This window comes from Streptomyces sp. NPDC004647 (assembly GCF_040609575.1).
Classification (GTDB): Bacteria; Actinomycetota; Actinomycetes; order Streptomycetales; family Streptomycetaceae; genus Streptomyces.
Genome location: NZ_JBEXKU010000048.1, coordinates 1 through 26,824 on the forward strand (window position 1 = coordinate 1; position 26,824 = coordinate 26,824).

The following is a 26,824-nucleotide window of genomic DNA, read 5'->3' on the forward strand; positions in this document are numbered from 1 at the left end:
CGTCCGTGTCCACGATACGGGCGGGGGCGCGCGGCGCTCCTGCGGGGAACGGGGAATCGCACCGCCTCCGGTACCGGGGCGGTGCGAGGCGTGTGCGGGGGCGCGCGGCGGGTGGTGTGCCGAGGATTCTGTTCCGGCGAGATCCGTCCCGCCCGGATGACGGTCCGGATACCGGCCCGGTTGTCCGTCCGGATCCGTCCGGCAGGTCGTCAGCGCCCGCGGGCCGCCGCGGCCTCGCGCCCGCACGCGTACGCCAGCGGACTGATCAGTTCTTCGGCGTCCGGCAGCCACCGGTTCGTGGACGTGGGACGGCGCGCCCACTGCACCGAGCCGTGCGGCCCGTAGCGGGTCGGCGGCGCCGGCACGTAGTCGCCCTCGCCGCGTGGGACCAGGTCCAGGGAGCTCGGCGGCCAGCCCAGCCTCCGTACGAGTTCGGCGGCCTTGGGCGCCGCCCCGGGAAGTACGAAGAAGAGCATCCGCCGCTCAGGGGTGCAGGCGATCGGTCCGAGCGGCACATCCATCCGCTCCATCCGGGCCAGCGCCAGGCATCCGGCCGCCTCCGACACCTCGAGCACGTCGAACGTACGGCCTGTCGGCAGCAGGATCGCAGCCCGCGGCTGCCTCGACCACAGGCGCCGCGCCGCGGTGGCGCTGCCCGTCGCCAGGGCCGGCCAGTCCGGCCCGACCGGGTGTGCCCCCGGGGCTGGGCAGTCCGCGGCCCGGCAGGAACAGTGTTCGACTCCGTCCACGACCTCCAGCCAGGTGCCGGGGAACACGTCCCAGTGCCGCTCCGCCGCGTACCGCACCGCGACGTCGATCAGCAGATCGCCGCGCTGCTTGGGGATTTGGGCGGTGTCGGGGCAGGTCACTCCGATGGTCTCTTCCACGCACAGCACAACTCCGCTAGTCACCAGGGGTTACGGCCCTGGTGCGGTTCCCGGGGAAGCAACGTTTTGGCATGTGGGGCGCACGGGAGCACGTACGGGGGCGCGCGGGCGAACGTGCCGCCGGGAGGGGGTAGTTCGTACTCCGCACACGGCACACCGCACATGCGTCATCCGGAAGTCAGCTGCCGAACCCCCTCCGAAGAGGTCGAACAGAAGAAATACCACGAATTCACTGCATAGGGGTTGGGCAGAGATTGCTTGCGTCGACCAAGGGGGTAGTGCCATGGCCGCCAGGCCACTCGTAGCGCGTCAGCCCAACGAACGGCTGCAGACGCTCATTCAGGAAGCCGCCTGCTCCAATGCCGGTCTGGCCCGCAGAGTCAACATGTGCGGCGCAGAACACGGTCTCGATCTGCGCTACGACAAGACGTCGGTGGCCAGGTGGCTGCGCGGTCAGCAGCCGCGGGGCCGCGCCCCCGCGATCATCGCGGAGGCCCTGGGGCGAAAGCTCGGGCGCACGGTGACGATCGACGAGATCGGCATGGCGAACGGCAGGAACCTCGCCTCGGGTGTCGGGCTGCAGTTCTCGCCCACGGTCGCGGGCGCGATCGAGCAGGTCTGCGAGCTGTGGCGCAGCGATGTCGGACGGCGGGACTTCCTCGGCGCCTCGACGGTCGCGGCTTCGGCGCTCGTCGAACCGAGCCGTGACTGGCTCATCACGGCTGCGGACGCGCAGGTGGCGCGGACGGCGGGGGTGCGGGTCGGGCGCGGCGACGTCAACGCCGTACGGGCCATGACGGACGCGCTCGTCGATCTGGACCACCGGTTCGGCAGCGGCCGGGTGCGGCCGGTGGTCGTGCACTATCTGAACAGCGTCGTCTCCGGGCTGCTGGGCGGGTCCTACCGGGAGTCGGTGGGACGTGAACTCTTCGCGGCGGTGGCCCGGTTGACCGAACTGGCGGGCTATATGGCCGTCGACACCGGCCAGCCGGGGCTCGCACAGCGGTACTACATCCAGGCGCTGCGGCTCGCCCAGGCGGCGGGGGACCGCGGGTACGGGGGTTACGTGCTGGCTGCCGGGATGAGCCACCTGGCCGCCTCCCTGGGCAACCCGCGGGAGATCGCGCAGCTCGCCAGGGCGGCGCAGGAAGGGGCGCGGGGGCGGGTCACCCCGCGGGCGGAGTCGATGTTCTTCGCGGCGGAGGCGCGGGGGCACGCGCTGCTGGGGGATGTGCGTACGTTCCAGGTGGTGGCGGGGCGGGCGGTCGCGGCGATGGAGAGGGCGGGCGGGTCGTCGTCGAGCTCGGGAGCGGGCTCAGGTTCGGACTCCGGTTCGGGGGACGATCCGGCATGGATCGCCCATTACGACTATGCCTACCTGGCCGACGAACTGGCCCACTGCCACCGTGACCTGGGCCAGGCCGAGCCCGCGCGCCGCCGGGCGGAGGAGGCCCTGGCGGGCCACCCGGAGTCGCGGGCGCGGCGGCGGGCGATCGGGCTCGTCCTGCTGGCGTCGGCGCAGGTGCAGCAGCGGGAGATCGAGCAGGCGTGCCATACGGGGACGCAGGCGGCGGAGATCCTGAGCGGTCTGCGGTCGAACCGTGGGGCGGAGTATCTGGAGGATCTGCAGCAGAGGCTGGAGCCGTTCCGTGACGAGGCGGTGGTCCGGGAGTTCGGAGCCCGCCTGGAGGCACAGCCGGCCTGACACCAGCCCTCGGCCGGGCCGGCCCGCCCGGCCCGTCCCGGGGTAGCGGGTACGGGGCCACTGCCGCGGTTTGCTGCATTGTCGTCGGGTCGGTGGGCCGGGCGTCGGGGGCCGTGCCCGTGTTCGGTACCGGCCGGGGGCCGCGCCACCCCGCGCTCTGCTGTGGAGTTTGCCCGGTTTCCTGGGGTCCGGTAGCCTCCGGCGGCTGCCGATTCGGAGCGCTCGGGCACCTGCGGGCGCCGGTGGCCGGGGACATGGCACAGCGCCACAGCCACCCGGTAGCGTAAACCGACGCTTCCGTCAGTTCCGCACAGGATGAGGAGTCCCGGTGACGCACAGCGGACAGGGGAATGAGCCGCAGCTTCCTGCGGTCCCGACCGCGTATGAGGGCGTCGTGCTGCCTGCACACGGCGATCCGTGGGTGCCTGAGCAGCAGGCATCGCCCGCGGCCGGGCAGCCGTGGGGCCAGCCCTGGGGCCCGGAGCCGGCGCAGGCGTTGGCGGACACCCCGGCGCCCGAGCAGCAGGAGCCCGCGGCGCAGCCGCTCCCGCTCCCGGCCGAGGAGGCCCAGTTCCTTCCGCCGCAGGCGGCGGGCTCCGCACCGCCACCCCCTGGCGATGCCGATGCCACGCAGCTCATACCGCCGATACCGGGGGGCAGCAGCCCTCTTCCGCCCGAAGTCCCCGATCAGTCCACGCAGTTCCTCGGCCGGCGCCCGCTCCCGGCGCCCGGCGCCGGACCCGACGCCGAGGCGACGCAGCTGATCGGCGCCCCGATCCCCGCGCAGGCACCGCAGCAGCCCCCTGTTCAGCCCCCCGCTCCGCCCACGCGCGCGCCCTTCGGTATCCGCCCGGGACTGCCCGGCGACCGGCAGCCGCCCGCCGAGTTCGACAACCTGTTCCGCTCGGAGGGCCCGGCGGATGCGCCGGACGCCACCCAGCAGATGCCGCGCTTCGCGGAGCCGCCGCAGCCGCCACCGGCGCCGCACCAGCCGCAGCACCACGAGCCGTACGAGCCCCAGGGCCGCGCGGCTCGCCGTAGCGCCGAGCGCGGTCGTGGTCTCTCCACGGTGGCGCTCATCGGCATCGTCATCGCCGGGTGCTCCGTCGTGGGCCTTGCCGCCGGCGCCGCGCTCAGCAGCGGCGGGGACGACAAGCCGAAGGCCTCGGACAAGAGCTCCGACAGCAGCCTCGCGACCAAGAGCGACGACAGCGGGTCCGGTGCGGCCACCGACCCCGCCGAGAAGCAGGCCAAGTCTCTCGACGTACTCCTCGAGGACAGCAACAACAGCCGCTCCACGGTGATCAAGGCCGTCGGCAACATCAAGACCTGCACCAACCTCGGCCAGGCGGCCCAGGATCTGCGCGCCGCCGCCGGCCAGCGCAACAGCCTGGTGGCCAGGCTGCAGAAGCTCTCCGTGGACGAGCTGCCCGACCACCAGGCGCTCACGTCGTCCCTGACCCGGGCCTGGAAGGCCTCCGCGGGCGCGGACAACCACTACGCGGCGTGGGCGGAGCAGGTGGCCGCCGGCAACGGCAAGAAGAACTGCCCGAAGGGCACCGCGCGGACCACCGGTCAGACGGCCGCTGCGAACCGGGCGAGCGGCCAGGCCACCCAGGCCAAGCAGGAGGCCGCCAAGCTCTGGAACGGGATCGCGGGCAAGTACGGCCTCAAGCAGCGGCAGTTCATCCAGCTCTGAACCGGCTCTGGCTGAACTTTGGCCGAACTCTGGCCGAAACTCTGACCCCCGGGCAGCCCGGGCAGGGAGGTTTCAGTCCTCCTCGGGCCGCTGCTCCAGCGTCCTCGCGACGTTCACGAAACCCTTCCCCACCGAGGCGAGCCGTCCGTCCCGTACCTCCTGGTACGTCACCATCGCATTGGTGATGCGCGGAAAGCCCCGTACGGCCAGCATGTCCTCGTAGCGCCAGCTCAGCTTCGGCGTCAGGCCCCCCGTGTCGAAGCCCTCCTCACCGATCCCGCCGTCCAGAACGCGCCGTACGGACTGCGCCGTGACGTCCCCGCTCCCGAGCGACTCGACGGCCTTGCGCAGCACCGTGTACGCGATCCAGGTCGTCTGGACGCCCGGGTCGGCCGGGTCGATGCGGTTGTCGCCGAAGGCGTGATCGTTGATGACCTTGCGCATCGGGGCCCAGCGGGGGTCGCTCGCGACGGGGTACCAGCCCGTGACGGAGGCCCCTTCGAGCTTGTCGCCGGTGCGGGTCACCAGCGACTGCTGCACGCTGCCGAGCACGGAGGCGATCCGCACCCGCGGCTTGTCCGCCTGGACGCGGCGGAAGGAGTCGAAGAAGGCGTCCGTACGGTCGCCGAGCGCGGCGGTCACGCAGGCGCCTTCCGCCCGCGCTCCGTACCGCGCGGTCCCGTACAGCGCCGGGATGGCGCCCGCGCCCTCCAGGGCCTGCTGCGCCTGCGCGGTGTACTCGGTCGCGTCCTCCGCCGCCCGTACGTCATGGGCCGCGCGCAGCCTCGCCTGTGTCAGACCCGCGTCGAGGAGCGAGGGCATCTGGTCGCCGGCGAGGGTGTCGGGCCGTACGAGGGAGACCTTCTGGCAGGACCGGGCCAACTGCCTGCCATTGCCCGCGAGCAGGGTGGCCACACCGCCGTTCACGGGGTAGGAGAGCGGACTGGTGAACTCCTCGTCCGTGACCCCGTAACCGCCGATGTACGGAATCCCCTCCGCTTCCAGCTGTGACATGAACGACCGCCCGTGCTGGCTGTACGAGCCGACGACCGCGACGACATCGTGTGCGAGGGCGCGGCGCGCACAGCGGCCCGCGTTCACCGTGTCGTTGTGGTCGTTGCAGGTGAGCACCTGGAGCTCGCGGCCGTTGATGCCGCCGTGGTGGTTGATCCAGCGGGAGTATGCCTTCGCCATGGCGGGCATCCCCGGCACGTTGGTCGCTTTCGTGCCCTCCGGGGCCCAGGTCATGACGACCACGGGTTTCTCGGAGCCCTCGGAGGATCCGGGTAGGGCGCCGAAGGCGGTGAGCGCCGTCGCACACACCGCCGTGGCCACCGCGATGATCGTCGCGACTCGCTTGTAGGGGCGGGGGGAGGAAGGGCGTCGCCGTCCGGTCATATCAAGGCACCCTTCCGGCTGCCCCATAACGTCCGAGTGATACTCGGTCAACGGACAGTGACGTCAGGGTGAACAACAGGGGCGCGGAACGCAAAGCCTTGTGGAGAACGTACGATCGATTGCTGTGCAAGGTTCGGAGAAGTCTTCCCGTCGTGGCCGCCGCTCCCCCACCATGGGCGCCATGCCACTCAACGACATTCCCTGGTGGCGCTGGCGCAGCAATGTGCGCTCCGCGCTGCACATGCTTTCCGACCCGGTTTTCCAGCAGGAGTGCTGGCTGGCGGGTCTCGATGGTTACGGGGACGTCACCGACGCCGTCTACCGGCTGGTCGAGGACACCTGGCTCGACAACTGGTCCGCCGAGAAGTACGTCGGGACGATCTTCCGTGACTCGCAGGAGGCGGCCCTCGTGGACGTCGCGGTACTGCGGGTGCTGCGCATCATGCACCAGGTGGGCCCGGACGCCCCCGTGTCCGCCTACCTCCAGCACCACGCGTGGCCGGAGGCCGTACGGGCCGCGCGCGAGGCGCACGTACGGCTCGCGACCAACGACGCAGAGGACCCGGACACCCCGCCGCGCACACTCGAGGTGCTGGCCATCATGACCCGCGCGGTCTGAGGCCCGTGCGGGTGTGCGACTGAGGGTGTGCGACGCTATGGGGTCATGAACGAGTCGCAGCCCGCCGCCCACCAGCAGGTCCCTGAGCAGTACGTCCTCACGCTGTCCTGCCCGGACAGGCGGGGCATCGTGCATGCGGTGTCCAGCTACCTCTTCATGACCGGCTGCAACATCGAGGACAGCCACCAGTTCGGGGACCGCGACACCGGGCTCTTCTTCATGCGGGTGCACTTCGAGGCCGAGGTGTCCGTGACGCTGGAGAAGCTGCGGGCCAGCTTCGCGGCGGTCGGCGACTCCTTCGGGATGGACTGGCAGATCCACCGGGCCGAGGAGAAGATGCGGATCATCCTGATGGTCAGCAAGTTCGGGCACTGCCTGAACGATCTTCTTTTCCGGTCGAGCATCGGCGCGCTGCCGGTGGAGATCGCCGCCGTGGTGTCCAACCACACGGACTTCGCCGAGCTTGCGGCCTCCTACGACATTCCCTTCCATCACATTCCGGTGACGAAGGAGAATCGCGCGGAGGCGGAGGCGCGGCTGCTGGACCTGGTCCGGGCGGAGGGCGTCGAACTGGTGGTGCTCGCCCGTTATATGCAGGTGCTCTCCGACGATCTGTGCAAGCAGCTGTCGGGGCGGATCATCAACATCCACCACTCCTTCCTGCCGAGCTTCAAGGGCGCCAAGCCCTACCACCAGGCGCACGCGCGCGGGGTGAAGCTGATCGGCGCCACGGCGCACTATGTGACCGCCGACCTGGACGAGGGCCCGATCATCGAGCAGGAGGTCGAGCGGGTCGGCCACGAGGTCACACCGGAGCAGCTGGTGGCGATCGGCCGCGATGTGGAGTGCCAGGCGCTCGCCCGCGCGGTGAAGTGGCACAGCGAGCACCGGGTGCTGCTGAACGGCACCCGCACGGTGGTCTTCGCCTAGCGGTCGCCTCTCGGGCGGCGGGCCCGGGCAGTCAGCTTCAGCGGCGCACTCCCGGTACTGGCTTCCCTACGGCGCGCGCCTGGCCTTTCCGGCGCCGGCCTTCGTCAGAGCCGGGAGAGCGAAGCCGCTGCCGACAGGACGTCGCGGATGGCCTCGCGGTCGCCTTCCTGTCCCGCCGCGGCTTCCTCCGGAGGCACGTGCCCCGCCGCCAGCTGGCAGAACTCGAGCCCGTCCAGCGCCACATGGGCCACCGCCTCGTCCGGCGACGGCACCGCGGCCGGTGAGTCCAGCGCGATGTACCAGTCACCGCCGGCGCTGCCCTCCACCTCGAGGTGGAGCGTACGGCCCGGTGCTCCCGCCGCCACCAGCCGGCGCGCAGGGCCCGCCAGCCCGGTACGGCGCCGTCCCGCGAGCGCGGCGGGCAGCATGCGCACGGCCAGGTCGATCATGAGGTTGAGGTGCCCGGAGGCCGGTGGCTCGTACGGGTAGTCCACGGCCTCCGCGATGTCCCCGGCGTGCACCCAGCACTCGAAGGCCCGGTCCAGGAACGAGTCGCGCAGCGGCAGCGAGAAGTCCCCGTACGGCACCTCGAGTTCGGCGGCGCCGCGGCCCGCGAAGGACACCGTACGGATGAGGGTGCGGTCCTGGTCGCGCCACGGCTCCCTGATCGAGCCCGCGGGCTCGGGCATCTGTGCGCGCCAGTACGCCTCCGTGCGGGAGGTCGGCGATGAGGCTCCGGACGAGGTCAAGTCACCGAGTGGATCCGGCAGCCCGAGCGCCGCGGCCACCATGCCGTCCACCGTCATGAGGTGCCCGAGCACTCCGGCGACGGTCGCTTCCCGCTCCACGCCGCGGTTGCCCTCGAACCATCTGAGCCGCACCGGCGCCCGCCACTCCGACTCGCCCATGTCGCGCAGGAGCGCGTCGAGCCGGGCGGTCTCCGCGTCGTACGGCGCCACCCACTCGGGCACCGGGATGCGGGCGGGTCTTCGGCCCAGACAGCGCTGCAGCACGCGTGAGCGCAGCAGCGGGTCCAGATCGAGGTTCTCCTCCTTCTGCAGCAGACCGACGGCGTCACGCAGCCGTACGGCTTCGTCCGCGCACGGGGCGCAGTCGGTCAGGTGCGCCTCGAGGGCAGCGGTCTCCTCGGGCGAGCACGCGGCCAGGGCCCAGGCGCCGAGCAGCGACTTCAGCACCTTGTGGTCGTACGAGGGGGCAGGGGCCGGAGCGGGCGTGGGCGCGGTGCCGGCCGCCGCGGTGGCAGCGGCGGTCGGTGGACGGCCCGCTTCCGACGTCCGGGGCCCACGTAAGGCGACGTCCGGATTATCCGTATCGTCCGCTTCATCCGGGGCGGTGGAGTCCGGTTCGGGCGCCACCGGCTCGGGAGCGGGCGGGGTGGCGGCGGGCAGCGGACCGTTGTCCTCCGCGGCCGGTCGGGGCGGAGGTATGCGCGGCCGGCCCGAGCCGCCGCCCCGGGCGCCGTCCTCAGGGCCGGGCAGACCCGGCCCGGACGACCCGTTCACAGCGCTCTCCCGTAACCGGGCGGGGACGCCGCATGGGAGGTGTCGCTGTGCGCGGTCGACAGCAGCTGGAGTCCCAGGCGCAGCCGCCGGCGAGCCTCGTCCTCGGTGACTCCCAGGTCGGCGGCGGTCTGGCGGTAGTCACGGCGCTGGAAATAGGCGAGTTCGAGCGCGGCGCGCAGCGATGCGGGCATCGAGGTCCTGATGTAGTCGGCGCGGGCCGCGGTGGAGGCCTCCCGGACCTTGTCCTCGACCTCGTCGGGCGTGCCGTTCCCGTCGCTCTCCCTCAGCAGCTCCGCCTCGGCCTGCCGGAGCCGCTGGACCGCCTGGCGGTGGGCGAGTGTGGCGATCCAGGAGCGGAGCGAGCCCTGTTTGGGGTCGTACGCGTCCGGGTTCTCCCAGATGTGGCCGAAGACATCGCGGGTCACGCGGTCGGCCGCGTCCTCGTCGCCGAGGACGCGATGGGCGAGGCTGTGGACCAGCGAGGCGAACCGGTCGTACAGCTCGCCGAGCGCGGCCGCCTCGCCGCGCGCCAGCCGCTGCTGCATCTTCCGGTCCCAGCGGGGTGGTGCGTCGTTCGCCATCCGGCCCCCATCCCTGTGCCGCCGTGCCCAAGCCCTTGTGCCGTACCCGGTGCCCGTGATCCGTGCCCGTGATCCGCGCCCGTGATCCGTGCCCGTTTTCTGCGCTCTGGTGCTCTCTGCCCACTGTCCTGTGCCGCTGTCACATCGAATGTAGTGGGCCGCGCTGACAATGCATGCTCCTTTGCGGCAATGTGAGGTGCGCGGGGGCTACGGCTGGTATAGATCCGGTCACTTTGCCCTTATCCCGGGAGACGGGCGTTCCCCGCTGTGCATAGGGTCAGCGGAACGGCTCATCGGGGCGGGTGTTTCACGGGGTAACCGTCGGGCATCCGAGGCAGGAAGGACTGCTTCCGCATAGCGATCGCAGAGCGAAGGGACGCCAGGCGTGACGTTGAAAGTGATGGAGGCCGACCAGGGCGAGTGGGCCGTCCTGCAAGTCTCCGGCGAAATGGACCTGGTGACTTCGCCCGCCGTACGGCAGCACGTCCACGACGCGGTGGCCGACGGCCGCCGCAGCGTGGTGCTGGACCTCTCCGGAGTCCGCTTCTGCGACTCCAGCGGCGTGGGCGTCCTCATCGCCGCCCGCCGGCTGATGCGCTCGTGCCAGGGTCGGCTGCGGCTGATTCTTCCCGCCCGCGGCGCGGAGGACGGTTCCCATGTGAACCGCGTCCTCGCGGCTCTGGGCGTCCGCCGTCTCTTCGAGGTCTATCCGGATGTCACGGCGGCGGTCGACGAGACGGCGAGCCCCCTCTCGGCCTGACCGGCCGGGCGCTCAGCCGACATGGCCCTTGGCTGCGGTCACGAAGTCCCGGATCAGCGACCGGGTGTCGTCGCGTCGTGCCCGCAGGTCGGTGCGGTCCGTCGCGTCGGCGACCCTCGTCACCCGCTTCAGCGCCAACTCGGCCTTCTCGACGAGTTCGCGGTCGTCGGTGAGCATCTGCACCCGGAACAACGCCTCCTGCGCCTGGGAGTGCAGCTCGTAGGAGCGCGCCCGCAGAACGGAGCCGTCCTCCCAGGAGTCCACCTCGGGGTCGCACTCGTTGCACCAGCGGTCGATCAGACTCCGCCGGTAGTTCAGGAGCGCGCCCGCGTAGGAGCTGAACGCGTCCAGCCGCTCCTGCCGCAGCCGCTCGTCCCGGGTGAACTGCTCGATACGCTGCGCTGTCCGGCGCTGGAACACATGGGTGACACCGGAACCGAGCAGGGTCCCGAGCACCGCTATGACACTTGTCGCAACTGCCTCCACCCGCCCAGTGGATCACGCGGCCCGAACGCGTACCACACCGCTTTCCCGTGCACCGGCCGTTCTTCTGAGCTTCGCCCCCGCCTCAGGACGTACGTACTATCTGAGTCGGTAACCGACAGGAACGTGAGGCATACCGTGGACAGCTCCGCGTACGAGCGCAAGATCGCCCGCCGTTTTGCCACCTTCGACCAGGACGGCAACGGCTACATCTCCCGCGAGGACTTCAACGCCGCGGCTGCCGCCGTGCTCGCGGAGTTCGACACCGCCGCCCGGTCGATGAAGGGGCAGGCGCTGTACGAGGGTGCGGAGGCCTTCTGGCAGGGCATGGCGGGCATGGCCGACCGTGACGGCGATCAGCGGATCACCCGCGAGGAGTTCGTCAGCGGGGCGGTGAAGCGGCTGCGGGACAATTCGCAGCGGTTCGCCGAGATCGCCCGGCCCTTTCTGCACGGTGTGATCGCGATCGCCGACGCGGACGGCGACGGCGTGGTGACCCCGGGCGAGGCCGAGCGCGTCCTGCGGGTGCTGGGCGTCAGGCCCGAGGAGTGCGCCGGTGTGGCCGCCGCGCTCGACGCCGACGGTGACGGCCGGATCGCCGAGGAGGAGATCATCACGGCCTTCGCCGCGTTCTTCACCACCCCCGAGCCGGACGCCTGAGCCCAGCGGTCGCTGAACCGCGGCGGTGCTCGGTGCGGGTCAGCCGCCCGCCGCGAACCGCTCCCGGAGCTTGTACTTGAGGACCTTGCGCAGCGTCTCGTTGCGGGGCAGTGCGTCCACCCGTTCCACTTGCTCCGGGAGCTTGTGCACCGCCAGGCCCCGCGCCCGCAGATACGCGGTGACCTCCTCCAGCGTCAGCGGGGCAGCGCTCCCCACCTGCTCCACCACGGCGCACACCCGTTCCCCGCGCGCCGCGTCCGGGAGGCCGATGACGGCGGCGTCGCCGATGTCCGGGTGCTGGTAGAGCAGTTCCTCGATTTCCTTGGCGGAGATGTTCTCGCCCTTGCGGATGATGACGTCCTTGAGGCGGCCGGTGAGGACCAGGTGGCCGTCCTCCCTGAGCCGCCCCAGGTCACCGGTGATGAGAAAGCCGTCCGTGTCGAAGGCCGCCGCGGTCTGCTCCGGGTCCGTATAGCCCCGGCAGACGGCCTCGCCGCGCAGCCGGATCTCACCCTCGGTGTCCGGCCCCGCCTGTTTGCCGTCGGCGCCGACGATACGGATCTCCATGGTGTCCGGCGGGCGGCCCTCGGTGGTCGCGAGCTGCTCCACCGTATCCTCCGGTGACCCCATCGTGATCATGGGGGCCTCGGTCATGCCGTAGCCATGGGTGAGCTCGCAGCCCAGTTCCTCCACCACCTCGTGGTACAGCTCCGGCGGTTTCGGCGCGCCTCCGCCCGCCAGCAGGCGGAGGGAGGGGATGAGCCTGCCCGGATCCTTGCGCTGTTCCTTCAGGAACATCGAGTAGAACGCGGTGCTGCCGCCCGCGACGGTGACGCCGTGCCGCCGGTACGCGTCGAGGGCCTCCGGCAGCGCGAAATGCTCCAGCAGCATGGCCGGGAAGCCGTACAGCAGCAGCATCACCAGATAGTCCGGACCGCCGATGTGCGCGTAGGGGAACGCGATCGAGCCGACGTCGGACGGGGTGAGGCGCAGCGCGTGGGTCAGGCAGGAGCCGCCGGCGATCAGGCTGCGGTCCGTGTGCAGGACACCCTTCGGGTCGGAGGTGGTTCCCGAGGTCCAGTAGATCCAACGGACTTCGGTGCCGTCCTGCGGCGGTCCGGGCAGAACGGCGGGATCGGCGTCCGGCAGGGTGTCGTAGGCGTGGAACAGCAGCAAAGGCTCCGGCAGCTCCAGGGCGAGGCGGCGTGCCATCCCGATGTGGTCAAAGCCGCGCCACTCGCCGGGGACGGCGAAGAACCGGGCACGGGAGGTGCGCAGCGCGAAGCCGACCTCGCGGTCCCGGTAGAACGGGATGACCGGGCTCTGTACGGCGCCGAGCCGGGCGAGGGCCAGTGACAGCACCACCGTCTCGATACGGGTGGGCAGTTGCCAGGCGACGCGGCTGCCGGGACGTACTCCCAGCTCGTACAGCCCGGCCGCGGTCCGCTCCGCGCGCGTGCGCAGGGCGCCGAAGGTCAGCCGGCGGTCCTCCTCCGAGGACCCGGCGGCCTGCAGGAGGGCGGGCGCGTCGGGGGTGAGGGCGGCGCGGCGCTCGACCAGTTCCCAGAAGGTGGCCGATTTCCCCAAGTCGTGTGCTGTGTCGGTGCTGGTGCCGGACATCCGGAAACCCCTTACTTGACTGACGCTCCGTCAGGTAATGCCCGGAGCGTAGGGCGGCCCGCCTTGTCGGTCCAGAGGGCGGGAGTTAGCCTCCTTTTCTGACGATGCATCAGAAAGTGGGGGCATCGGAGATTCGCAGCGTCGGAGAGTCCATTCAAAAAGTGCGTCAGGAAGTGAGGGAAGAGGCCATGGACCTACCTCGGATCATCAGCGTCGATGACCATGTGATCGAGCCCGAGCACCTCTTCGATACCTGGCTGCCGGCGAAGTACCGGGGCCTCGGGCCGCAGCCCCTGACCGCCGGGATCGGCGAGCTGGAGTACACCGGTGGCAAGTACGTCATCAGCATGGATCCGGACGGGCCGCCGACCGACTGGTGGATCTATGAGGACCTGAAGTTCCCGTACAAGCGGAACATCGCGGCGGTCGGATTCGACCGTGACGACATGACGCTGGAGGGGATCACCCGGGCCGAGATGCGGCGCGGCTGCTGGGACCCCAAGGAGCGGCTCAAGGACATGGACCTCAACCATGTCGAGGCCTCGCTCTGCTTCCCGACCTTTCCGCGCTTCTGCGGACAGACGTTCTCGGAGGCACGCGACAAGGAGGTCGCTCTCGCGTGCGTGCGCGCGTACAACGACTGGATGGTGGAGGAGTGGTGCGGGGACAGCGGGGGACGGCTGATCCCGCTGTGCATCATTCCGCTCTGGGACATCGGCCTGGCCGTCGCGGAGGTGCGGAGGAACGCGGCGCGGGGCGTGAAGGCCGTCACCTTCAGCGAGATCCCGACCCACCTCGGGCTGCCGAGCATCCACTCCGGTTACTGGGACCCGTTCTTCGCCGTGTGCCAGGAGACGGGCACGGTCGTCAACATGCACATCGGCTCGTCCTCGCAGATGCCCGCAGCATCACCGGACGCCCCGCCCGCCGTCCAGGCCTCGCTGAGTTTCAACAACGCGATGGCCTCGATGATGGACTTCCTCTTCAGCGGGGTGCTGGTGAAGTTCCCCCTGCTGAAACTGGCCTACAGCGAGGGGCAGATGGGCTGGATCCCGTACGCCCTCGAGCGCGCGGACGACGTCTGGCAGGAGCACCGGGCGTGGGGCGGGGTGCGCGATCTGATCCCGGAGCCCCCGTCGGCGTACTACTACCGGCAGATCTTCTGCTGCTTCTTCCGGGACAAGCACGGGATCGCCTCGCTGGACACGGTGGGGCGCGACAACGCGACCTTCGAGACCGACTACCCGCATGTGGACTCGACGTTCCCGCACACCAAGGAGGTCGCGCTCGACCATGTGAAGGGCCTCGACGACGAGACGGTCCACAAGCTCATGCGCGGCAACGCGATCCGGATGCTCGAACTGGATCTGGACGAGTGAGCGGCGGCGGCCGGTGGACCTGACGTACAGCCGGGAGGAGGAAGAGTTCCGGCGTGAGTTGCGCGTGTGGCTGGCGGAGACGCTGCCCAAGCTGCCCGCCAGGCCCGACCCCGCGGACTGGCCGGGGCGGCGGGCGTACGACCTGGGGTGGCAGCGGGCGCTGCACGACGCCGGGTACGCCGGGCTGCACTGGCCGAAGGACGCGGGCGGACGGGGCGCCACCCCCACGCAGCATCTGATCTTTCTGGAGGAGAGCGAACGGGCGGGAGCGCCGTACGTCGGGGCGAACTTCGTCGGGCTGCTGCACGCGGGGCCGACCGTTGCCGCCGAGGGGACACCGGAGCAGCGGCGGCGCTGGCTGCCGCCGATCCTGCGCGGCGAGGAGGTCTGGTGCCAGGGGTTCAGCGAACCGGACGCCGGATCGGACCTGGCGGCGCTGCGGACGCGGGCCGTACGGGACGGGGACGCCTATGTCGTCAGCGGCTCGAAGATCTGGACTTCGCACGCCGAGGTCGCCGACTGGTGCGAGCTGCTGGTCCGTACGGATCCGGACGCGCCCAGGCACCAGGGGATCTCGTGGCTGGCGATGCCCATGGACTTGCCTGGGGTGATGGTACGGCCGCTGCGGACGCTCGCCGGGCCGGCGGAGTTCGCGGAGGTGTTCCTGGACGAGGTGCGCGTGCCGGTCTCCTGCCGGGTCGGGGAGGAGAACGACGGGTGGCGGGTCACGATGGTGACGCTGTCCTTCGAGCGGGGTACGGCCTTCGTGGGCGAGGTGGTGGCCTGCCGGCGGGTGCTGGCGGAGCTGGCCCGTACGGCGAAGGCGAGCGGGCGGTGGGACGACCCGGTGCTGCGACGCCGACTGGGGCGGCTGGCGGCGGAGTTCGCGGCGCTGTGGCGGCTGACCCAGTGGAACGTGAGCGAGGCGGAGCGGTTGCTGCGGGGCGGGGGAAGTGGGGTTCCGGGTGTCGGCGGCTCGGTCTTCAAGCTGCGGTACTCGCATGCGCGGCAGGAGCTGTACGACGCGGCGGCGGAGGTGCTGGGGGCGGCGGATTCGCTGGACGCCGACCATGAGTGGGTCGCGGGCCGGCTGTCGTCGCTCTCGTACACGATCGCGGCGGGCACCTCGCAGATCCAGCAGAACATCGTCGCCGAGCGGATCCTCGGCCTGCCGAAGGGTCGGTGAGCGGACGGTGGACTTCCATCTCACGGAGGATCAGCGGACGCTGCGGGCGGGGATGCGGGAGCTGCTGGAGGGGTGTTTCGGGCGTGAGGGGCTGCGGGGGGCGCTGCTAGCCGCAGGGGTCGGAGCCGCAGGGGCTGGGGCCGAAGGGGCTGGAGCTGCCGGGGTCGGAGCTGAAGGGGCCGGGGCCGTCGGGGTCGGAGCTGAAGGGGTCGGAGCTGAAGGGGCCGGAGTTGTCGGGGTCGGAGCCCGCGGGGCCGGAGTCGGCGGGGTCGGGGCCGAAGGCACCGGAGTCGGCGGGGTCGACCGTGAGCTGTGGCGTCTGCTCGGCCGGGCCGGAGTCTTCGGCCTGCGGCTCGCCGAGGACCACCCGAGCGGGGCAGGGGCCGGACTTGGCCCGGCGGAGACTGTGTTGATCTTCGAAGAGGCGGGGCGGGCGCTCGTTCCGGGGCCGTTGGTGGCGACGCACTTGGCCGCGGGGCTGGTCGAGGGTGCGGCGACGGGTGATGCGGTGGTGACCGTCCTGGATCTGTCCGGGACGGGCAGGCCCCCGCACACCCCGGCCGGCGAGGGAGCCTCGGTCCTGGTCGAGCACCTGGCCGCAGCGGATGCCGTGCTCGTGGTCGATAGCGGGACCGCGTACGTGCTGCCCGTAACGGCGTGCGCGTCCGACGCCGCCTCCGACGTCGTGTCCGGTCTCGCGTCCCATGTCGTTTCGGGCGTCGGGCCGGGCGCGACGCCCGGCACCTTGGCCGGGTTCGCGGCGGAGCCGATGCGGTCGGTGGATCCGCTCACACCGCTGCACCGGGTGTCGTGCGCCGCGGTCGCCGGCCCGGGACCGGACACCGCGCCCGGCGAGGATCCGCGGCTGCCGGAACCGCTCACCCTGCCCGGCGAGACCATCTGGCCGCGCGAAGCCGTTCTGCTCACCGCCGCTCTGCAGTTGGGCAGCGCGGGGCGGACCGTGGAGATGGCCGTGCGGTATGCCGGTGAACGCGAACAGTTCGGACAGCCGATCGGCGCCTTCCAGGCGGTCAAGCACCTCTGCGCGCAGATGCTCGTACGGGCCGAGCTGGCGCGCAGTGCCGTATACGCGGCCGCCGTCACCGGAAACGCCGACGACACCGCCGTCGCCAAGCTGCTCGCCGATGAGGCCGCCGTGCGCAACGCCCGGGACTGTCTGCAAGTGCACGGCGGTATGGGTTTCACCTGGGAGGCCGACGTGCACCTGCATCTCAAGCGGGCCTGGCTGCGAGCGGGACAGTGGCAGTCGGCGGCCGAGTCGGAAGAGGCCCTGGCCGAGTCGCTCTTGGCTGCCGAGGATGTCGCCGGGTAGCGGGACATGGGTGAAATGCCGGAAAGTTTCGACCTGGAGGATCACTGAGCGTTGATATCGGGTTGTGTCCTACACGTGACTCGTCACAGGGGGGAGTCGGCGACAGCCTCGGGTACGCTCCGTCGGGTGCGAGTGGTTCTGAGGCGCAGCTGCACCGGAGTGGCCAGTACGGCGACTCCGGGGAAGCGGATGTGCCCCGCTCGTGCCGGGTGGGGGCCTGGAGTTCCCCGTCGTTCGACTCCCCGCGGAGCGCGTCGCACAGTATGCAGCACGCATACTCCTTTGCGCCGGAATATGCCCGAAGCGCTTGTTGGGGTGACTGTACGTCAACCATGCTGTTCTCCGTGGGGATCACGTTCCGTGATCACGTGGAGGCGCTAGGCGATGTGTCCGCCGGTTCGGATGGTGTGAGCGGTGCAGGTGCTTCAGGTTCAGCTGGAGGTACGTCCCGACCCTGCGGAGGTGGGACGGGCCCGGAGGTGGGCTCGCTCCCGATTGGCAGGGGCCGGGATAGGAACCGACGAGCCGCTCGCCGAGACACTGATCCTGCTGATCTCGGAGCTGGTCACCAACGCCGTCGTGCACACCGGCTGTCCGGCGGTCCTGAGAATGTGGCTGCCGGGCATCGGGGCGCCGCGTGCCGCGGCTGGAACCGTGCGGGTCGAGGTCGCCGACAGCAGTGGCCGGGCGCCGAGGCCGCGCCATGCGCAGGGCGATGACACCGGGGGGCGTGGGCTGGAGCTCGTGGACGGGCTCGCCGACCGGTGGGGCTGGGACGCGGAGGGCGCAGGCAAGAGCATCTGGTGCGAGATCGACCGTGGTCGACCACTGGGCGTGGGCGCGTTTGAGCCACAGTGCGCCGTAACAAATCGGGCATAAACTGCAAAGTCCAGACCAGGTGTTGACGTCCCGTGTCCAATTGATCACCCTTGGGGGGAGCGATTCGTCGCGAGGGGACGTCGAGGGTCCGCTTGTTCGCATGGCGGTGGTTCCTCGGCGAGTGCGGGTCGTGGTCCGGCGTCCTTGAGCGTGGGGCCTGAGTGCCGGAACCGGGTGGCGGTCCGCCGTGCCGTGCTCGGGGTGCGCATGGCGCACCGCCGCCCGACCGGCGCCTTCCGCGTCCCCTTGTGTGGGCGTCGGTTGGGGGTTCCGGGGTTCCGGGGTTCCGGGGTTCTGGGGGTCGGCTGTTTGGCTGTCGTGGGGCCGGCTGCGGGGCGGTGCGTCGTGTGTCGTGTGTCGGTGCCGTATGCCTGGCGTCGTGCCGGAGGGGCACACTGAGGATCAGAGGATCGCGACCGGGGCGACCGGAGTCCCCGTACCGCCGACGAATGGCTCGGGCATCGCCGACAGCAGGAACTCGTACCGCCCTTCGTCCGCGCAGGCCTCCGACAGCTCCTCCAGGTTCCAGTTCTGACCCTGCAACATGCCCATCTCCACGAGGTCGAGTGCGTGCACCGGGAGCCAGAGGTCGTCGATCTCCGGCGGGAAGATCTCGAAGGTGAGCGTGTCATTGGCGACTGCGGCGGCGTCCCGGGCGTGGAACCACTCGGGGCAGCGGATCGAGAGGCCCGGTGACGGGAAGGCGTAGCCCTGCTTGTCGCCGGCCAGATATTTCCGCATCTGGCCGGTCCGTACGAGCACGATGTCGCCCGAGCGCACGGCGGTGCCCGCCAGTTCCTCGGCGGCCTCCAGGTCTTCGGGGGTGACGGCGTGGCCGCCCGTGAGGGCGGCCGGCCACCGGCTGTCCGTGGCGTGGGCGCGGGCGACATCGAGGAGGACGCCCCGGGAGACGATGTGCCGGGCCTTCTCGATACCGCTGAAGGCGGCGCGGCCGTGGGCGGTGACGGAGCCGGCCGGGCGGCCGTTGTAGATCTTGCCGGAGTGTGAGACGTGGGTCAGGCCGTCCCAGTGGGTGGCGGCCTGAAGGGCCATGGTCACGGCGTCGTCGCTGGTGGCGACGGTGCCGGAGCCGAATATCTCCAGGTTGACCGCGATCATGGTGTGGAGCGGGTTGACCCTGCCGGGGATCAGTCCGGTCTGTACGCCGTCCTGTTGGAGCGGCAGGGCGAGGGGTACGCGGCGGCCGGTGCGGACGGTGGCTGCGGCGCTGCGTACGACGCCGTCCGTGATCAGGTTGAGCGTGCCGATCTCATCGGCCTCGCCCCAGCGGCCCCAGTTGTTCACGCGCTTGGCGATGTCGTGAAACTCCGGCGGCAGTGCCATGGGCTCCTCCTCGGGTCGGTGCTGGGGCCCCTGTTGGGGTCGGGGTTCGGGTCTCCAGGGGCCGAGCTTGGGCCGGTGCTTTGGGGCGGTTGTCGGGCCTGTGTTCGGCTCGGTGTTCGGGTCGATGCCCGGGTCGGTGCTCGGATCGGATGCCGTACGGGTCTTGTGCTCGTGACGGTCCTTGCCCAAAATCTAACGGTCCGTCAGAAACTGCGGAAAGGGGCGCGGCGTGGGGAACTTCCTGGCGGCCAAAGTGGTCGCCGTCACGGGTGCCGGACGCGGCATCGGACGGGCGGTCGCCCTGGCCTGCGCGGCCGAGGGCGCGAAGGTCGTCGTCAACGACTACGGGGTGTCCATCGAGGGTGCCGAGCCCACGAGTGAGATCGCCGAGACGGTGGTCAAGGAGATCGAAGCGGCGGGCGGCGAGGCGGTCGCCGTCGCGGATGACATCTCCACGATGGCGGGCGGCCGGCGGATCGTGGATGTCGCACTGGCGCGGTACGGGCGGGTGGACGGTGTGGTGTGCGTGGCGGGCATCCTGCGGGAGCGGATGCTCTTCAACATGTCCGAGGAGGAGTGGGATCCGGTCGTCGCCACCCATCTGAAGGGGACCTTCACGGTCTTCCGGGCGGCATCGGCGGTGATGCGGCGGCAGGGGTGCGGAACGCTGATCGGCTTCACCAGCGGCAACCATCAGGGGAGCGTGGCTCAGGCCAACTACTCGGCGGCGAAGGGCGGGATCATCTCGCTGGTGCGGAGCGCGGCGCTGGGGCTGCACAAGTACGGGGTGACCGCGAACGCTGTCGCGCCGGTGGCGCGTACGCGCATGTCCGCCAACGTCCCGATGGCGCTCAAGGAGATCGGCGAGCCGGAGGATGTGGCGGCGCTGGTCGTCTACCTGCTGAGCGAGCGGGCCCGGGAGGAGAGGATCACCGGCCAGGTCTATACAGTGGCCGGCCCCAAGATCGCGGTGTGGGCTCAGCCGAGGGAACTGCGTTCGGCCTATGCGGAGGGCTCATGGACCCCGGAGAAGATCGCCGACTTCCTCCCGGGGGCGGTCGGCACCGACCCGATGCCGATGCTGGCGCAGCTGGAAGCCATGGCGGCTGCGGCGGCGAAGAGGGACCGCCCCAACGCGTAGCCCTCGCCGGGCGGGCCGGGGCGTTGTCGGCCTCGCCGTTGGCAGCGGGGAGTCGGGTGAGCGTCCGACATGCGGTCGTTGGGCTGCTCGGTGGCTCGGTGGCTCGGTGGCTCGGTGGCTCGGTGGCTCGGTGGTTCGCTGGCCGACGGCCCGGTGGTTCGTGGGCTTGGCGGGCCTCGTCTTCCGCGTGGGCTTGGGGCGGTGGTTGGGCCTCGCCCCGGCTTCAAGTCGGTGGCGGGAACGACCCATGCCGTGTGTGAACGATCCCGCGCAGCGTTTGGGTGGGGAGGAGGGGAGGTGGCGTGGACTTCAGTTTTGGGCCGGAGGACGAACAGTTCCGCGCGGAAGCGCGCACGTGGCTCCAGGAGCATCTGGTCGGGGAGTTCGCCGCGGCTGCCGGCCGCGGCCGGCACGAGGGTTCCCAGGTTCGGCGCGCTTGGGAGTGTGAGCTCGGCACCGGCGGCTGGATCGGCCTCGGCTGGGATGCCACGCCGGGGGACTTCGGCAACCGGTCCGCCAGTGTGACCCAACAGGTCGTCTGGGCCGAGGAGTACGCCCGGGTTGAAGCACCCGGCAGGGTCGGCCACATCGGTGAGAACTTGCTGGCCCCCACCCTTCTCGCCTATGGCGACTCCGCCCAGCGCGACCGCTTTCTGCCCGCCATCGCCCGGGGCGAGGAGCTGTGGTGTCAGGGCTACAGCGAGCCTGACGCCGGCTCCGACCTCGCCGCGCTCCGTACGGCGGCCGTGCGCGATCTGGGCGACGGCACGTACCGGATCACCGGCCAGAAGATCTGGACTTCGCTCGCCCGGGACGCCGACTGGTGCTTCGTGCTGGCCCGGACCGAGCCCGGGTCGCAACGTCATCATGGATTGTCCTTTCTGCTGGTACCGATGGATCAGCCGGACCGGATCGAGGTACGGCCGATCCGTCAGATGTCCGGCGCCGCGGAGTTCAACGAGGTGTTTCTCGACGGCGCGGTGGCCCGGGCAGAGCACCTTGTCGGCGGCCCCGGCAACGGCTGGCAGGTCGCCATGGGCCTCCTCGCCCGCGAGCGGGGCGTGTCCACGCTGGTCCAGCAGATCGGCTTCGCCCACGAGCTGGGCCAGGTGGTCCGCCTGGCGCTGTGCAGCGGCGGCGCAGAGGACCCGGTCCTGCGGGACCGGCTCGTACGCCAGTGGGCGGAACTCCGCACCATGCGCTGGAACGCCCTGCGCACACTCGGATCCGATCCGGGCCCCGACCCGGGCGCGCCGAGCGTCGCCAAGCTGCTCTGGGGCGGCTGGCACCAGCGGCTCGGCGAACTCGCCCTGGAGGTACGGGGCGCGGCCGGCCTGCTCGGCCCGGCGGACTGGTCGGCGGACGCCCCGTACGAACTCGACGCACTGCAGCGCCTGTTCCTCTTCACCCGGGCCGACACCATCTACGGCGGCTCGGACGAGATCCAGCGAAACATCATCGCCGAGCGGGTTCTCGGCCTCCCGAAGGAGCCTCGCGGATGACCACGGTGCACGTTCTTCCCGGTCTCCTCCCAACACCCCTGAGAGGGCAGTGAAGCCAGTGAGAACAGAGCCCTACGGGCACTGGATCGGTGGTCGTTGGCAGGGGCCCGCCCAAGGCCACTACCCGGTGATCAACCCGGCTACGGAAGAGCCCGTGGGCCACGCCCCCGAGTCAGACGGAGCCGAGATCGCCGGAGCCGTCGCCGCCGCCGGCGCCGCGTACGAGAAGTGGTCTCGTACCGATCCGCGTGAGCGGGCCGCCGTGCTCGACCGGATCGCGGATCTGCTGACCGAGCGCGGCAAGGACCTGGTCCCCCTCCTCCAGGCGGAGACCGGCGCGACACTGCGCATTGCCACCACCATGCAGGTCCCCACCGCCGCCGACCGCTTCCGCCGCTATGCGCGCGGCGCGCTCGAGCCGGATGTCGTCCCGCTCGCCCCGCAGCCCGTCAAGGCGAGCCCGCTCGCGCCCGGTGGGCTCATCGGCGCGGCGGCGGTCCGCCGCCCCGTGGGTGTCGTCGGATGCATCACCTCCTACAACTTCCCGATCGTCAATCTCGCGGGCAAGGTCGCGCCCGCTCTGGCCATGGGCAACACGGTGGTCGCCAAGCCGGCCCCGCAAGACCCGCTCGGCTGCCTGGAACTGGGCCCGATACTCCAGGAGGCCGGGCTGCCCGACGGTGTCTTCAATGTCGTCACCGGCTCGGGCGCGGCGGTCGGCGAGGCGCTCGTGGCACACCCCGGCGTCGACATGGTCAGCTTCACCGGATCGACGGCTGTGGGAAAGCGGATTGCCCAGTCCGCAGGGGAGACGATGAAGCGCACCCTCATGGAGCTGGGCGGCAAGGGCGCGGCCATCGTGCTGGAGGACGCCGACGAGAAGGTGGTCAAGTCGGCGATCGGGGCGGTCGGTTCCACATGGTCGTTCCACAGCGGTCAGATCTGCACGGCACCGACCCGAGTCCTCGTCCATCGATCGCTGTACGAGAAGGTCGTTGCCGGTCTCCGACATTACGCCGAAGCGCTGACGGTCGGGGACCCTGTGGATAACTCCACGGTCGTCGGCCCGTTGATCTCGGCCGCCCAGCGTGATCGCGTCGAGGCGTATGTCGCCGGAGCACGGAAAGCAGGCGCCCGGATCGTCGCGGGAGGCGAGCGGCCCGCGATGAAGACCGGCTTCTTCGTCGCCCCGACGCTCATCGCTGACGCCGACCCCGCCATGACCGTCGCGCAGGAGGAGTTGTTCGGCCCCGTCGTCGTGGCGATCCCCTTCGACGACGAGGAGGAGGCGGTCCGGATCGCCAACGGCACCCCGTACGGCCTCTACGACTACGTCTTCAGCGCGGACGCAGGCCGTGCCTGGGCACTCGCCGCGCGGCTGCGCAGCGGAAACATCGGCATCAACACGGTGCAGCGCCATCCCGAGACCCCGTTCGGCGGCTTCAAGGAAAGCGGCGTGGGCCGCGACGGCGGCTCGTTCGGCCTGCACGCGTACAGCGAACTCCAGTCAGTCGTCTGGCCATCCTGAAGGGATCACACAGCCATGAGAGGTGTCATCTTCGACGGCAGCAGCCCTCAGGTGGTCGACGACCTGGAGGTCCGCGACCCCGGCCCGGACGAGGTGCTGGTCCGCATACGGGCGGCCGGCCTGTGCCACAGCGATCTGTCCGTCGTCGACGGAACGATTCCCTTCCCCGTCCCCGTCGTCCTCGGCCACGAGGGTGCGGGTGTGGTCGAGGTGGTCGGCGCCACGGTCACCCATGTCTCGCCGGGCGACCACGTAGCCCTGTCCACCCTCGCCAACTGCGGTACGTGCGCCGCCTGCGACCGGGGCCGCCCCACCATGTGCCGGCAGGCCATCGGCCGGCCCGGCCGCCCCTTCTCACGAGGCGGCCGGCCGCTGCACAACTTCGCGGCCAACTCGGCCTTCGCGGAGCGCACGGTCGTCAAGGCCGTCCAGGCGGTCAGGATCCACCCGGATATTCCGCTCACCTCGGCTGCCCTCATCGGCTGCGGCGTACTGACCGGCGTCGGAGCCGTACTCAACCGGGCGAAGGTCGACCGTGGTGAGTCCGTCGTCGTCATCGGCACCGGCGGCATCGGGTTGAACGTCATCCAGGGGGCCCGGATCGCGGGCGCCTTGAAGATCGTCGCAGTGGACGCCGACCCGGCGAAGGAGTCCGTGGCCCGGCAACTCGGTGCGACGCACTTCATCGACGCCTCCGCCGTCCGCGACACCTCCGGCGCCGTGAAGGAGATTCTGCCCACGGGCGCCGACCACGCCTTCGAGTGCGTGGGAAACACGAAGCTCATCCGGCAGGCCATCGACCTCCTCGACCGGCACGGCCAGGCCGTGCTGCTGGGCGTGCCGCCCGCGAAGGCCGAGGCGTCCTTCCTCGTCTCCTCGATGTATCTCGACAAGTCCATTCTCGGCTGCCGCTACGGGTCCTCCCGACCGCAGCGCGACATCGCCCTCTACGCCGAGCTGTACCGGGCGGGCCGACTGATGCTGGACGAACTCGTCACCGAGACCTATCCGGTGGAGGACTTCGCGAAGGCCGCGGAAGACGCCCACGACGGGCGGGTGGCCCGTGGGGTGCTGACGTTCTGAGCTGCACGCGGCCGGCCGGTCCATGCGCGCGTGGACCGGCACCCCGCGCCCCACGCAACGCGACCCAGGACGCCCGGGCCCAGCTCCGGGCCGGAAGCCTCAGCGCCCGGAACCCGAGCGGAACGTCCGCCGGTAGGCCACGGGGGAGACCCCGAGCACCGCCTGCAGATGCTGCCGCAGCGACCCCGCCGTACCGAAGCCCGCATCCCGGGCCACCCGGTCCACCGGCAGGTCCGTGTCCTCCAGCAGATGCCGGGCCCGCTCCACCCGCTGCTGCACCAGCCACTGGCCCGGACTGACACCGACCTCCTCCCGGAACCGCCGCGTGAAGGTCCGGACGCTCATCGCCTCCTGCTCGGCCATGTCCCGCAGCCGGATGGGCCGGTCGAGCCGCACCAGGGCCCAGGCACGCGCGGACGCGGTCGTGGACAGCAGGGGTTCGGGCACCGGGCGCTGGATGTACTGCGCCTGGCCGCCGTCCCGGTGCGGCGGCACCAGGCTGCGCCGGGCGACCTCATTGGCGACCGACGTGCCGTGATCGCGCCGCACGATGTGCAGGCACAGGTCGATGCCGGAGGAGACCCCGGCGGAGGTGAGCACATCGCCGTCATCGACGAACAGCACGCCCGGGTCGACTCTGACCTTCGGGAACAGCCGCTGGAAGTGGTCGGTGTTGCGCCAGTGGGTGGTGGCGGGGCGGCCGTCGAGCAGTCCCGCCGCCGCCAGCACGTACGAGCCGGTGCAGATGGAGACCATGCGGGTTCCCGGCCGCACGCGCGCGAGGGCAGCGGCCAGCGGCGCCGTCAGCCTGCCCTCGTCGTACACCGGTCCCAGCTCGTAGGAGGCCGGGATCACGACCGTGTCGGCGTCGGCCAGGGCCTGGGGCCCGTGCTCCACGTTGATCGAGAAGTCGGCGTCCGCACGGACCGTGCCCGGCTCGGGCGCACAGGTGACGACCTCGTACAGCGGCCGGCCCTCGGCGGAGCGGGACTTGCCGAAGATCCGGTAGGGAATACCGAGTTCGAAGGGGATCACCCCGGTGAGGGCGAGCACGGCGACCCGGTGCACGCGCGCGTTCTCTCCGGCCTGCGTCATGGCGGCGGCGTCCCTCTCCCTCGGGGTGGGCCGATCCGACGGTCCGCCCAGTGGCCCGATCCGACCGCCGGCCCAGTGGCCCGATCCTAGCGAACCATGTCCTATGGGCCACTCGCCGTCATCCGCCGGGTCGCGGATGCTGATCCGGTGACGCACACACCGCAGCTCCCCGTACGAGGCGACCGGCACGTCGCGCCCGCCGAGCCCGGCCCCCGCATCCACCGGGCCTGGTGGGTCGCCGCCGTGGCCTTCGTCGCGCTGGTCGGCGCGGCCGCCTTCCGCGCGGCCCCCAGCGTGCTGATCGACCCGCTGCACGCGGAGTTCGGCTGGTCGCGCGGCCTGATCTCGGCCGCGGTCTCGGTCAACCTCGTGCTCTACGGACTGACCGCACCGTTCGCCGCGGCCCTGATGGAACGCTTCGGGATGCGCAGAGTCGTCGCCTCCGCGCTGCTTCTCGTCGCCTCGGGCAGCGGGCTCACCGTCTTCATGAACGCCGGCTGGCAGCTCGTGCTGTGCTGGGGAGTCCTGGTCGGCCTCGGCACCGGTTCCATGGCGCTGTCCTTCGTCGCCACCGTGGTGAACCGCTGGTTCCTGGCGCGGCGCGGACTGGTCACCGGCGTGCTCACAGCGGGCAGCGCCGCCGGACAACTGGTCTTCCTGCCGCTGGTCGCCTGGCTCGCCGAGCGCTACGACTGGCGGACGGCGACCCTCTCCGTCACCTGCGCCGCTCTGGCGGTCGTACCGCTCGTGCTGTGGCTGCTGCGCGACCGGCCGCAGGATGTCGGCACGATCCGCTACGGCGCAGGGCCCGAGGAGGCGCTCGAACCCGGGCCGGCGGCCCCCGCGGGCGGCGGCGCGGCGGGGCGCGCGATCGGTGCGCTGCGCTCCGCCGCCCGTACGAAGGTCTTCTGGCTGCTCGCCGGCACCTTCGCCATCTGCGGAGCCTCCACCAACGGCCTGATCGGGACCCACTTCGTGCCCGCCGCCCACGACCACGGCATGCCGGTCACCGCCGCCGCCGGCCTGCTCGCCGTCATCGGCGTGTTCGACCTGGTCGGCACGGTCGCCTCGGGCTGGTTCACCGACCGCTACGACTCCCGCCGCCTGCTCGCCGTCTACTACGCGCTGCGCGGCGTCTCCCTGCTGTTCCTGCCACTGCTGCTGGCCGGCTCGGTCCATCCGCCGATGCTGTTCTTCATCGTGTTCTACGGCCTGGACTGGGTGGCCACCGTGCCGCCCACGGTCGCCCTGTGCCGTGAGCACTTCGGCCAGGACGGTGCGATCGTCTTCGGCTGGGTGCTGGCATCCCACCAGATGGGCGCGGGCGTGGTGGCTTTCCTGACGGGCCTGATCCGGGATGTCACGGGTTCGTACGACACGGCCTGGTACACCTCGGGCGCGCTGTGCGCGGTGGCCGCTCTGATGGCCCTGATCATCCGCCGCCGACCGGAGCGCCAGACCCCGGGGACCGGCTGATCACCCCTGTCTC

24 protein-coding genes are annotated in these 26,824 nt (G+C 71.1%); 15 read left to right on the top strand and 9 right to left on the bottom strand.

What is annotated here, in order from left to right; translation table 11 throughout:
* Positions 1 to 209: 209 nt before the first annotated feature.
* Positions 210 to 896 (bottom strand): bifunctional DNA primase/polymerase, encoded by a 687-nt coding sequence (locus ABZW18_RS21380; protein WP_356189718.1) that lies wholly within the window; start codon positions 894 to 896, stop codon positions 210 to 212.
* 274 nt (positions 897 to 1,170) lie between these two features.
* Between ABZW18_RS21380 and ABZW18_RS21385 the strand changes: the two genes are divergently transcribed.
* Positions 1,171 to 2,592, top strand: a complete 1,422-nt coding sequence (locus ABZW18_RS21385) for a transcriptional regulator (protein WP_356189625.1) — start codon at positions 1,171 to 1,173, stop codon at positions 2,590 to 2,592.
* A 328-nt stretch (positions 2,593 to 2,920) separates the two neighbouring features.
* Entirely contained in the window at positions 2,921 to 4,291 is a 1,371-nt protein-coding gene (locus ABZW18_RS21390) for a hypothetical protein (RefSeq protein WP_356189627.1), read from the top strand.
* Between the two features lie 72 nt (positions 4,292 to 4,363).
* On the opposite strand, the gene ABZW18_RS21395 is transcribed toward ABZW18_RS21390, so the two are convergent.
* Positions 4,364 to 5,689: an ABC transporter substrate-binding protein gene (locus ABZW18_RS21395; protein WP_356189629.1), complete on the bottom strand. Its 1,326-nt coding sequence runs from the start codon at positions 5,687 to 5,689 to the stop codon at positions 4,364 to 4,366.
* Between the two features lie 118 nt (positions 5,690 to 5,807).
* Here ABZW18_RS21395 and ABZW18_RS21400 point away from each other — a divergent pair, with 118 nt between their 5' ends.
* Positions 5,808 to 6,308, top strand: coding sequence for a hypothetical protein (locus tag ABZW18_RS21400; RefSeq protein WP_356189720.1), 501 nt, complete (start codon positions 5,808 to 5,810; stop codon positions 6,306 to 6,308).
* A gap of 45 nt (positions 6,309 to 6,353) precedes the next feature.
* Positions 6,354 to 7,238, top strand: coding sequence for a formyltetrahydrofolate deformylase (purU, locus tag ABZW18_RS21405; RefSeq protein WP_356189631.1), 885 nt, complete (start codon positions 6,354 to 6,356; stop codon positions 7,236 to 7,238).
* 104 nt (positions 7,239 to 7,342) lie between these two features.
* On the opposite strand, the gene ABZW18_RS21410 is transcribed toward purU, so the two are convergent.
* Together ABZW18_RS21410 and ABZW18_RS21415 are read right to left on the bottom strand one after the other, a co-directional pair.
* Entirely contained in the window at positions 7,343 to 8,737 is a 1,395-nt protein-coding gene (locus ABZW18_RS21410) for a zf-HC2 domain-containing protein (RefSeq protein WP_356189722.1), read from the bottom strand.
* 20 nt (positions 8,738 to 8,757) lie between these two features.
* Positions 8,758 to 9,342: a sigma-70 family RNA polymerase sigma factor gene (locus ABZW18_RS21415; RefSeq protein ID WP_356189633.1), complete on the bottom strand. Its 585-nt coding sequence runs from the start codon at positions 9,340 to 9,342 to the stop codon at positions 8,758 to 8,760.
* Between the two features lie 385 nt (positions 9,343 to 9,727).
* Here ABZW18_RS21415 and ABZW18_RS21420 point away from each other — a divergent pair, with 385 nt between their 5' ends.
* Entirely contained in the window at positions 9,728 to 10,102 is a 375-nt protein-coding gene (locus tag ABZW18_RS21420; RefSeq protein ID WP_356189635.1) for an STAS domain-containing protein, read from the top strand.
* Between the two features lie 12 nt (positions 10,103 to 10,114).
* On the opposite strand, the gene ABZW18_RS21425 is transcribed toward ABZW18_RS21420, so the two are convergent.
* Positions 10,115 to 10,588, bottom strand: a complete 474-nt coding sequence (locus tag ABZW18_RS21425) for a hypothetical protein (RefSeq protein ID WP_356189637.1) — start codon at positions 10,586 to 10,588, stop codon at positions 10,115 to 10,117.
* A 135-nt stretch (positions 10,589 to 10,723) separates the two neighbouring features.
* On the opposite strand from ABZW18_RS21425, the gene ABZW18_RS21430 reads away from it, so the two are divergent.
* Entirely contained in the window at positions 10,724 to 11,245 is a 522-nt protein-coding gene (locus ABZW18_RS21430) for an EF-hand domain-containing protein (RefSeq protein ID WP_356189724.1), read from the top strand.
* Between the two features lie 39 nt (positions 11,246 to 11,284).
* Here ABZW18_RS21430 and ABZW18_RS21435 read toward each other — a convergent pair whose 3' ends face one another.
* On the bottom strand, positions 11,285 to 12,865 hold the full coding sequence (locus ABZW18_RS21435; protein ID WP_356189639.1) for an AMP-binding protein: 1,581 nt from the start codon (positions 12,863 to 12,865) through the stop codon (positions 11,285 to 11,287).
* Between the two features lie 188 nt (positions 12,866 to 13,053).
* On the opposite strand from ABZW18_RS21435, the gene ABZW18_RS21440 reads away from it, so the two are divergent.
* Together ABZW18_RS21440 and ABZW18_RS21445 are read left to right on the top strand one after the other, a co-directional pair.
* Positions 13,054 to 14,244 carry an amidohydrolase family protein gene (locus tag ABZW18_RS21440; RefSeq protein ID WP_356189641.1) on the top strand — a complete coding sequence of 397 codons (1,191 nt, stop codon included), beginning with the start codon at positions 13,054 to 13,056 and terminating at the stop codon, positions 14,242 to 14,244.
* Positions 14,245 to 14,257: 13 nt separating this feature from the next.
* Positions 14,258 to 15,430 carry an acyl-CoA dehydrogenase family protein gene (locus ABZW18_RS21445; protein WP_356189643.1) on the top strand — a complete coding sequence of 391 codons (1,173 nt, stop codon included), beginning with the start codon at positions 14,258 to 14,260 and terminating at the stop codon, positions 15,428 to 15,430.
* Positions 15,431 to 15,536: 106 nt separating this feature from the next.
* Here ABZW18_RS21445 and ABZW18_RS21450 read toward each other — a convergent pair whose 3' ends face one another.
* Positions 15,537 to 15,797, bottom strand: a complete 261-nt coding sequence (locus ABZW18_RS21450) for a hypothetical protein (RefSeq protein WP_356189728.1) — start codon at positions 15,795 to 15,797, stop codon at positions 15,537 to 15,539.
* Here ABZW18_RS21450 and ABZW18_RS21455 point away from each other — a divergent pair.
* Together ABZW18_RS21455 and ABZW18_RS21460 are read left to right on the top strand one after the other, a co-directional pair.
* The gene (locus ABZW18_RS21455; RefSeq protein ID WP_356189726.1) at positions 15,741 to 16,763 is read left to right on the top strand and encodes an acyl-CoA dehydrogenase; all 1,023 of its coding nucleotides are present in this window, start codon (positions 15,741 to 15,743) and stop codon (positions 16,761 to 16,763) included. The genes ABZW18_RS21450 and ABZW18_RS21455 overlap by 57 nt on opposite strands.
* Positions 16,764 to 17,177: 414 nt before the next feature.
* Positions 17,178 to 17,642, top strand: coding sequence for an ATP-binding protein (locus tag ABZW18_RS21460; RefSeq protein WP_356189645.1), 465 nt, complete (start codon positions 17,178 to 17,180; stop codon positions 17,640 to 17,642).
* A gap of 402 nt (positions 17,643 to 18,044) precedes the next feature.
* Here ABZW18_RS21460 and ABZW18_RS21465 read toward each other — a convergent pair whose 3' ends face one another.
* Positions 18,045 to 18,986 carry a cyclase family protein gene (locus ABZW18_RS21465; protein WP_356189647.1) on the bottom strand — a complete coding sequence of 314 codons (942 nt, stop codon included), beginning with the start codon at positions 18,984 to 18,986 and terminating at the stop codon, positions 18,045 to 18,047.
* A 229-nt stretch (positions 18,987 to 19,215) separates the two neighbouring features.
* Between ABZW18_RS21465 and ABZW18_RS21470 the strand changes: the two genes are divergently transcribed.
* From ABZW18_RS21470 to ABZW18_RS21485, 4 genes are all read left to right on the top strand, one after another.
* Positions 19,216 to 20,127 (top strand): SDR family oxidoreductase, encoded by a 912-nt coding sequence (locus ABZW18_RS21470; RefSeq protein WP_356189649.1) that lies wholly within the window; start codon positions 19,216 to 19,218, stop codon positions 20,125 to 20,127.
* A gap of 302 nt (positions 20,128 to 20,429) precedes the next feature.
* Positions 20,430 to 21,629, top strand: coding sequence for an acyl-CoA dehydrogenase family protein (locus tag ABZW18_RS21475; RefSeq protein ID WP_356189651.1), 1,200 nt, complete (start codon positions 20,430 to 20,432; stop codon positions 21,627 to 21,629).
* Between the two features lie 58 nt (positions 21,630 to 21,687).
* Positions 21,688 to 23,157: an aldehyde dehydrogenase family protein gene (locus ABZW18_RS21480; RefSeq protein WP_356189653.1), complete on the top strand. Its 1,470-nt coding sequence runs from the start codon at positions 21,688 to 21,690 to the stop codon at positions 23,155 to 23,157.
* 15 nt (positions 23,158 to 23,172) lie between these two features.
* On the top strand, positions 23,173 to 24,240 hold the full coding sequence (locus ABZW18_RS21485) for a Zn-dependent alcohol dehydrogenase (RefSeq protein WP_356189655.1): 1,068 nt from the start codon (positions 23,173 to 23,175) through the stop codon (positions 24,238 to 24,240).
* 99 nt (positions 24,241 to 24,339) lie between these two features.
* On the opposite strand, the gene ABZW18_RS21490 is transcribed toward ABZW18_RS21485, so the two are convergent.
* Positions 24,340 to 25,335, bottom strand: a complete 996-nt coding sequence (locus ABZW18_RS21490; RefSeq protein WP_356189657.1) for a helix-turn-helix domain-containing protein — start codon at positions 25,333 to 25,335, stop codon at positions 24,340 to 24,342.
* A 96-nt stretch (positions 25,336 to 25,431) separates the two neighbouring features.
* Between ABZW18_RS21490 and ABZW18_RS21495 the strand changes: the two genes are divergently transcribed.
* Positions 25,432 to 26,811, top strand: coding sequence for an MFS transporter (locus ABZW18_RS21495; protein ID WP_356189659.1), 1,380 nt, complete (start codon positions 25,432 to 25,434; stop codon positions 26,809 to 26,811).
* Positions 26,812 to 26,824: the final 13 nt, after the last annotated feature.

Excerpts from the sequence above, each read along its gene's own strand:
- ABZW18_RS21385 (WP_356189625.1), top strand. The coding sequence starts at position 1,171 with ATGGCCGCCAGGCCACTCGTAGCGCGTCAGCCCAACGAACGGCTGCAG.
- ABZW18_RS21395 (WP_356189629.1), bottom strand. The coding sequence starts at position 5,689 with ATGACCGGACGGCGACGCCCTTCCTCCCCCCGCCCCTACAAGCGAGTC.
- ABZW18_RS21415 (WP_356189633.1), bottom strand. The coding sequence starts at position 9,342 with ATGGCGAACGACGCACCACCCCGCTGGGACCGGAAGATGCAGCAGCGG.
- ABZW18_RS21440 (WP_356189641.1), top strand. The coding sequence starts at position 13,054 with ATGGACCTACCTCGGATCATCAGCGTCGATGACCATGTGATCGAGCCC.
- purU (WP_356189631.1), top strand. The coding sequence starts at position 6,354 with ATGAACGAGTCGCAGCCCGCCGCCCACCAGCAGGTCCCTGAGCAGTAC.
- ABZW18_RS21485 (WP_356189655.1), top strand. The coding sequence starts at position 23,173 with ATGAGAGGTGTCATCTTCGACGGCAGCAGCCCTCAGGTGGTCGACGAC.
- ABZW18_RS21465 (WP_356189647.1), bottom strand. The coding sequence starts at position 18,986 with ATGGCACTGCCGCCGGAGTTTCACGACATCGCCAAGCGCGTGAACAAC.
- ABZW18_RS21495 (WP_356189659.1), top strand. The coding sequence starts at position 25,432 with ATGTCCTATGGGCCACTCGCCGTCATCCGCCGGGTCGCGGATGCTGAT.
- ABZW18_RS21490 (WP_356189657.1), bottom strand. The coding sequence starts at position 25,335 with ATGACGCAGGCCGGAGAGAACGCGCGCGTGCACCGGGTCGCCGTGCTC.
- ABZW18_RS21435 (WP_356189639.1), bottom strand. The coding sequence starts at position 12,865 with ATGTCCGGCACCAGCACCGACACAGCACACGACTTGGGGAAATCGGCC.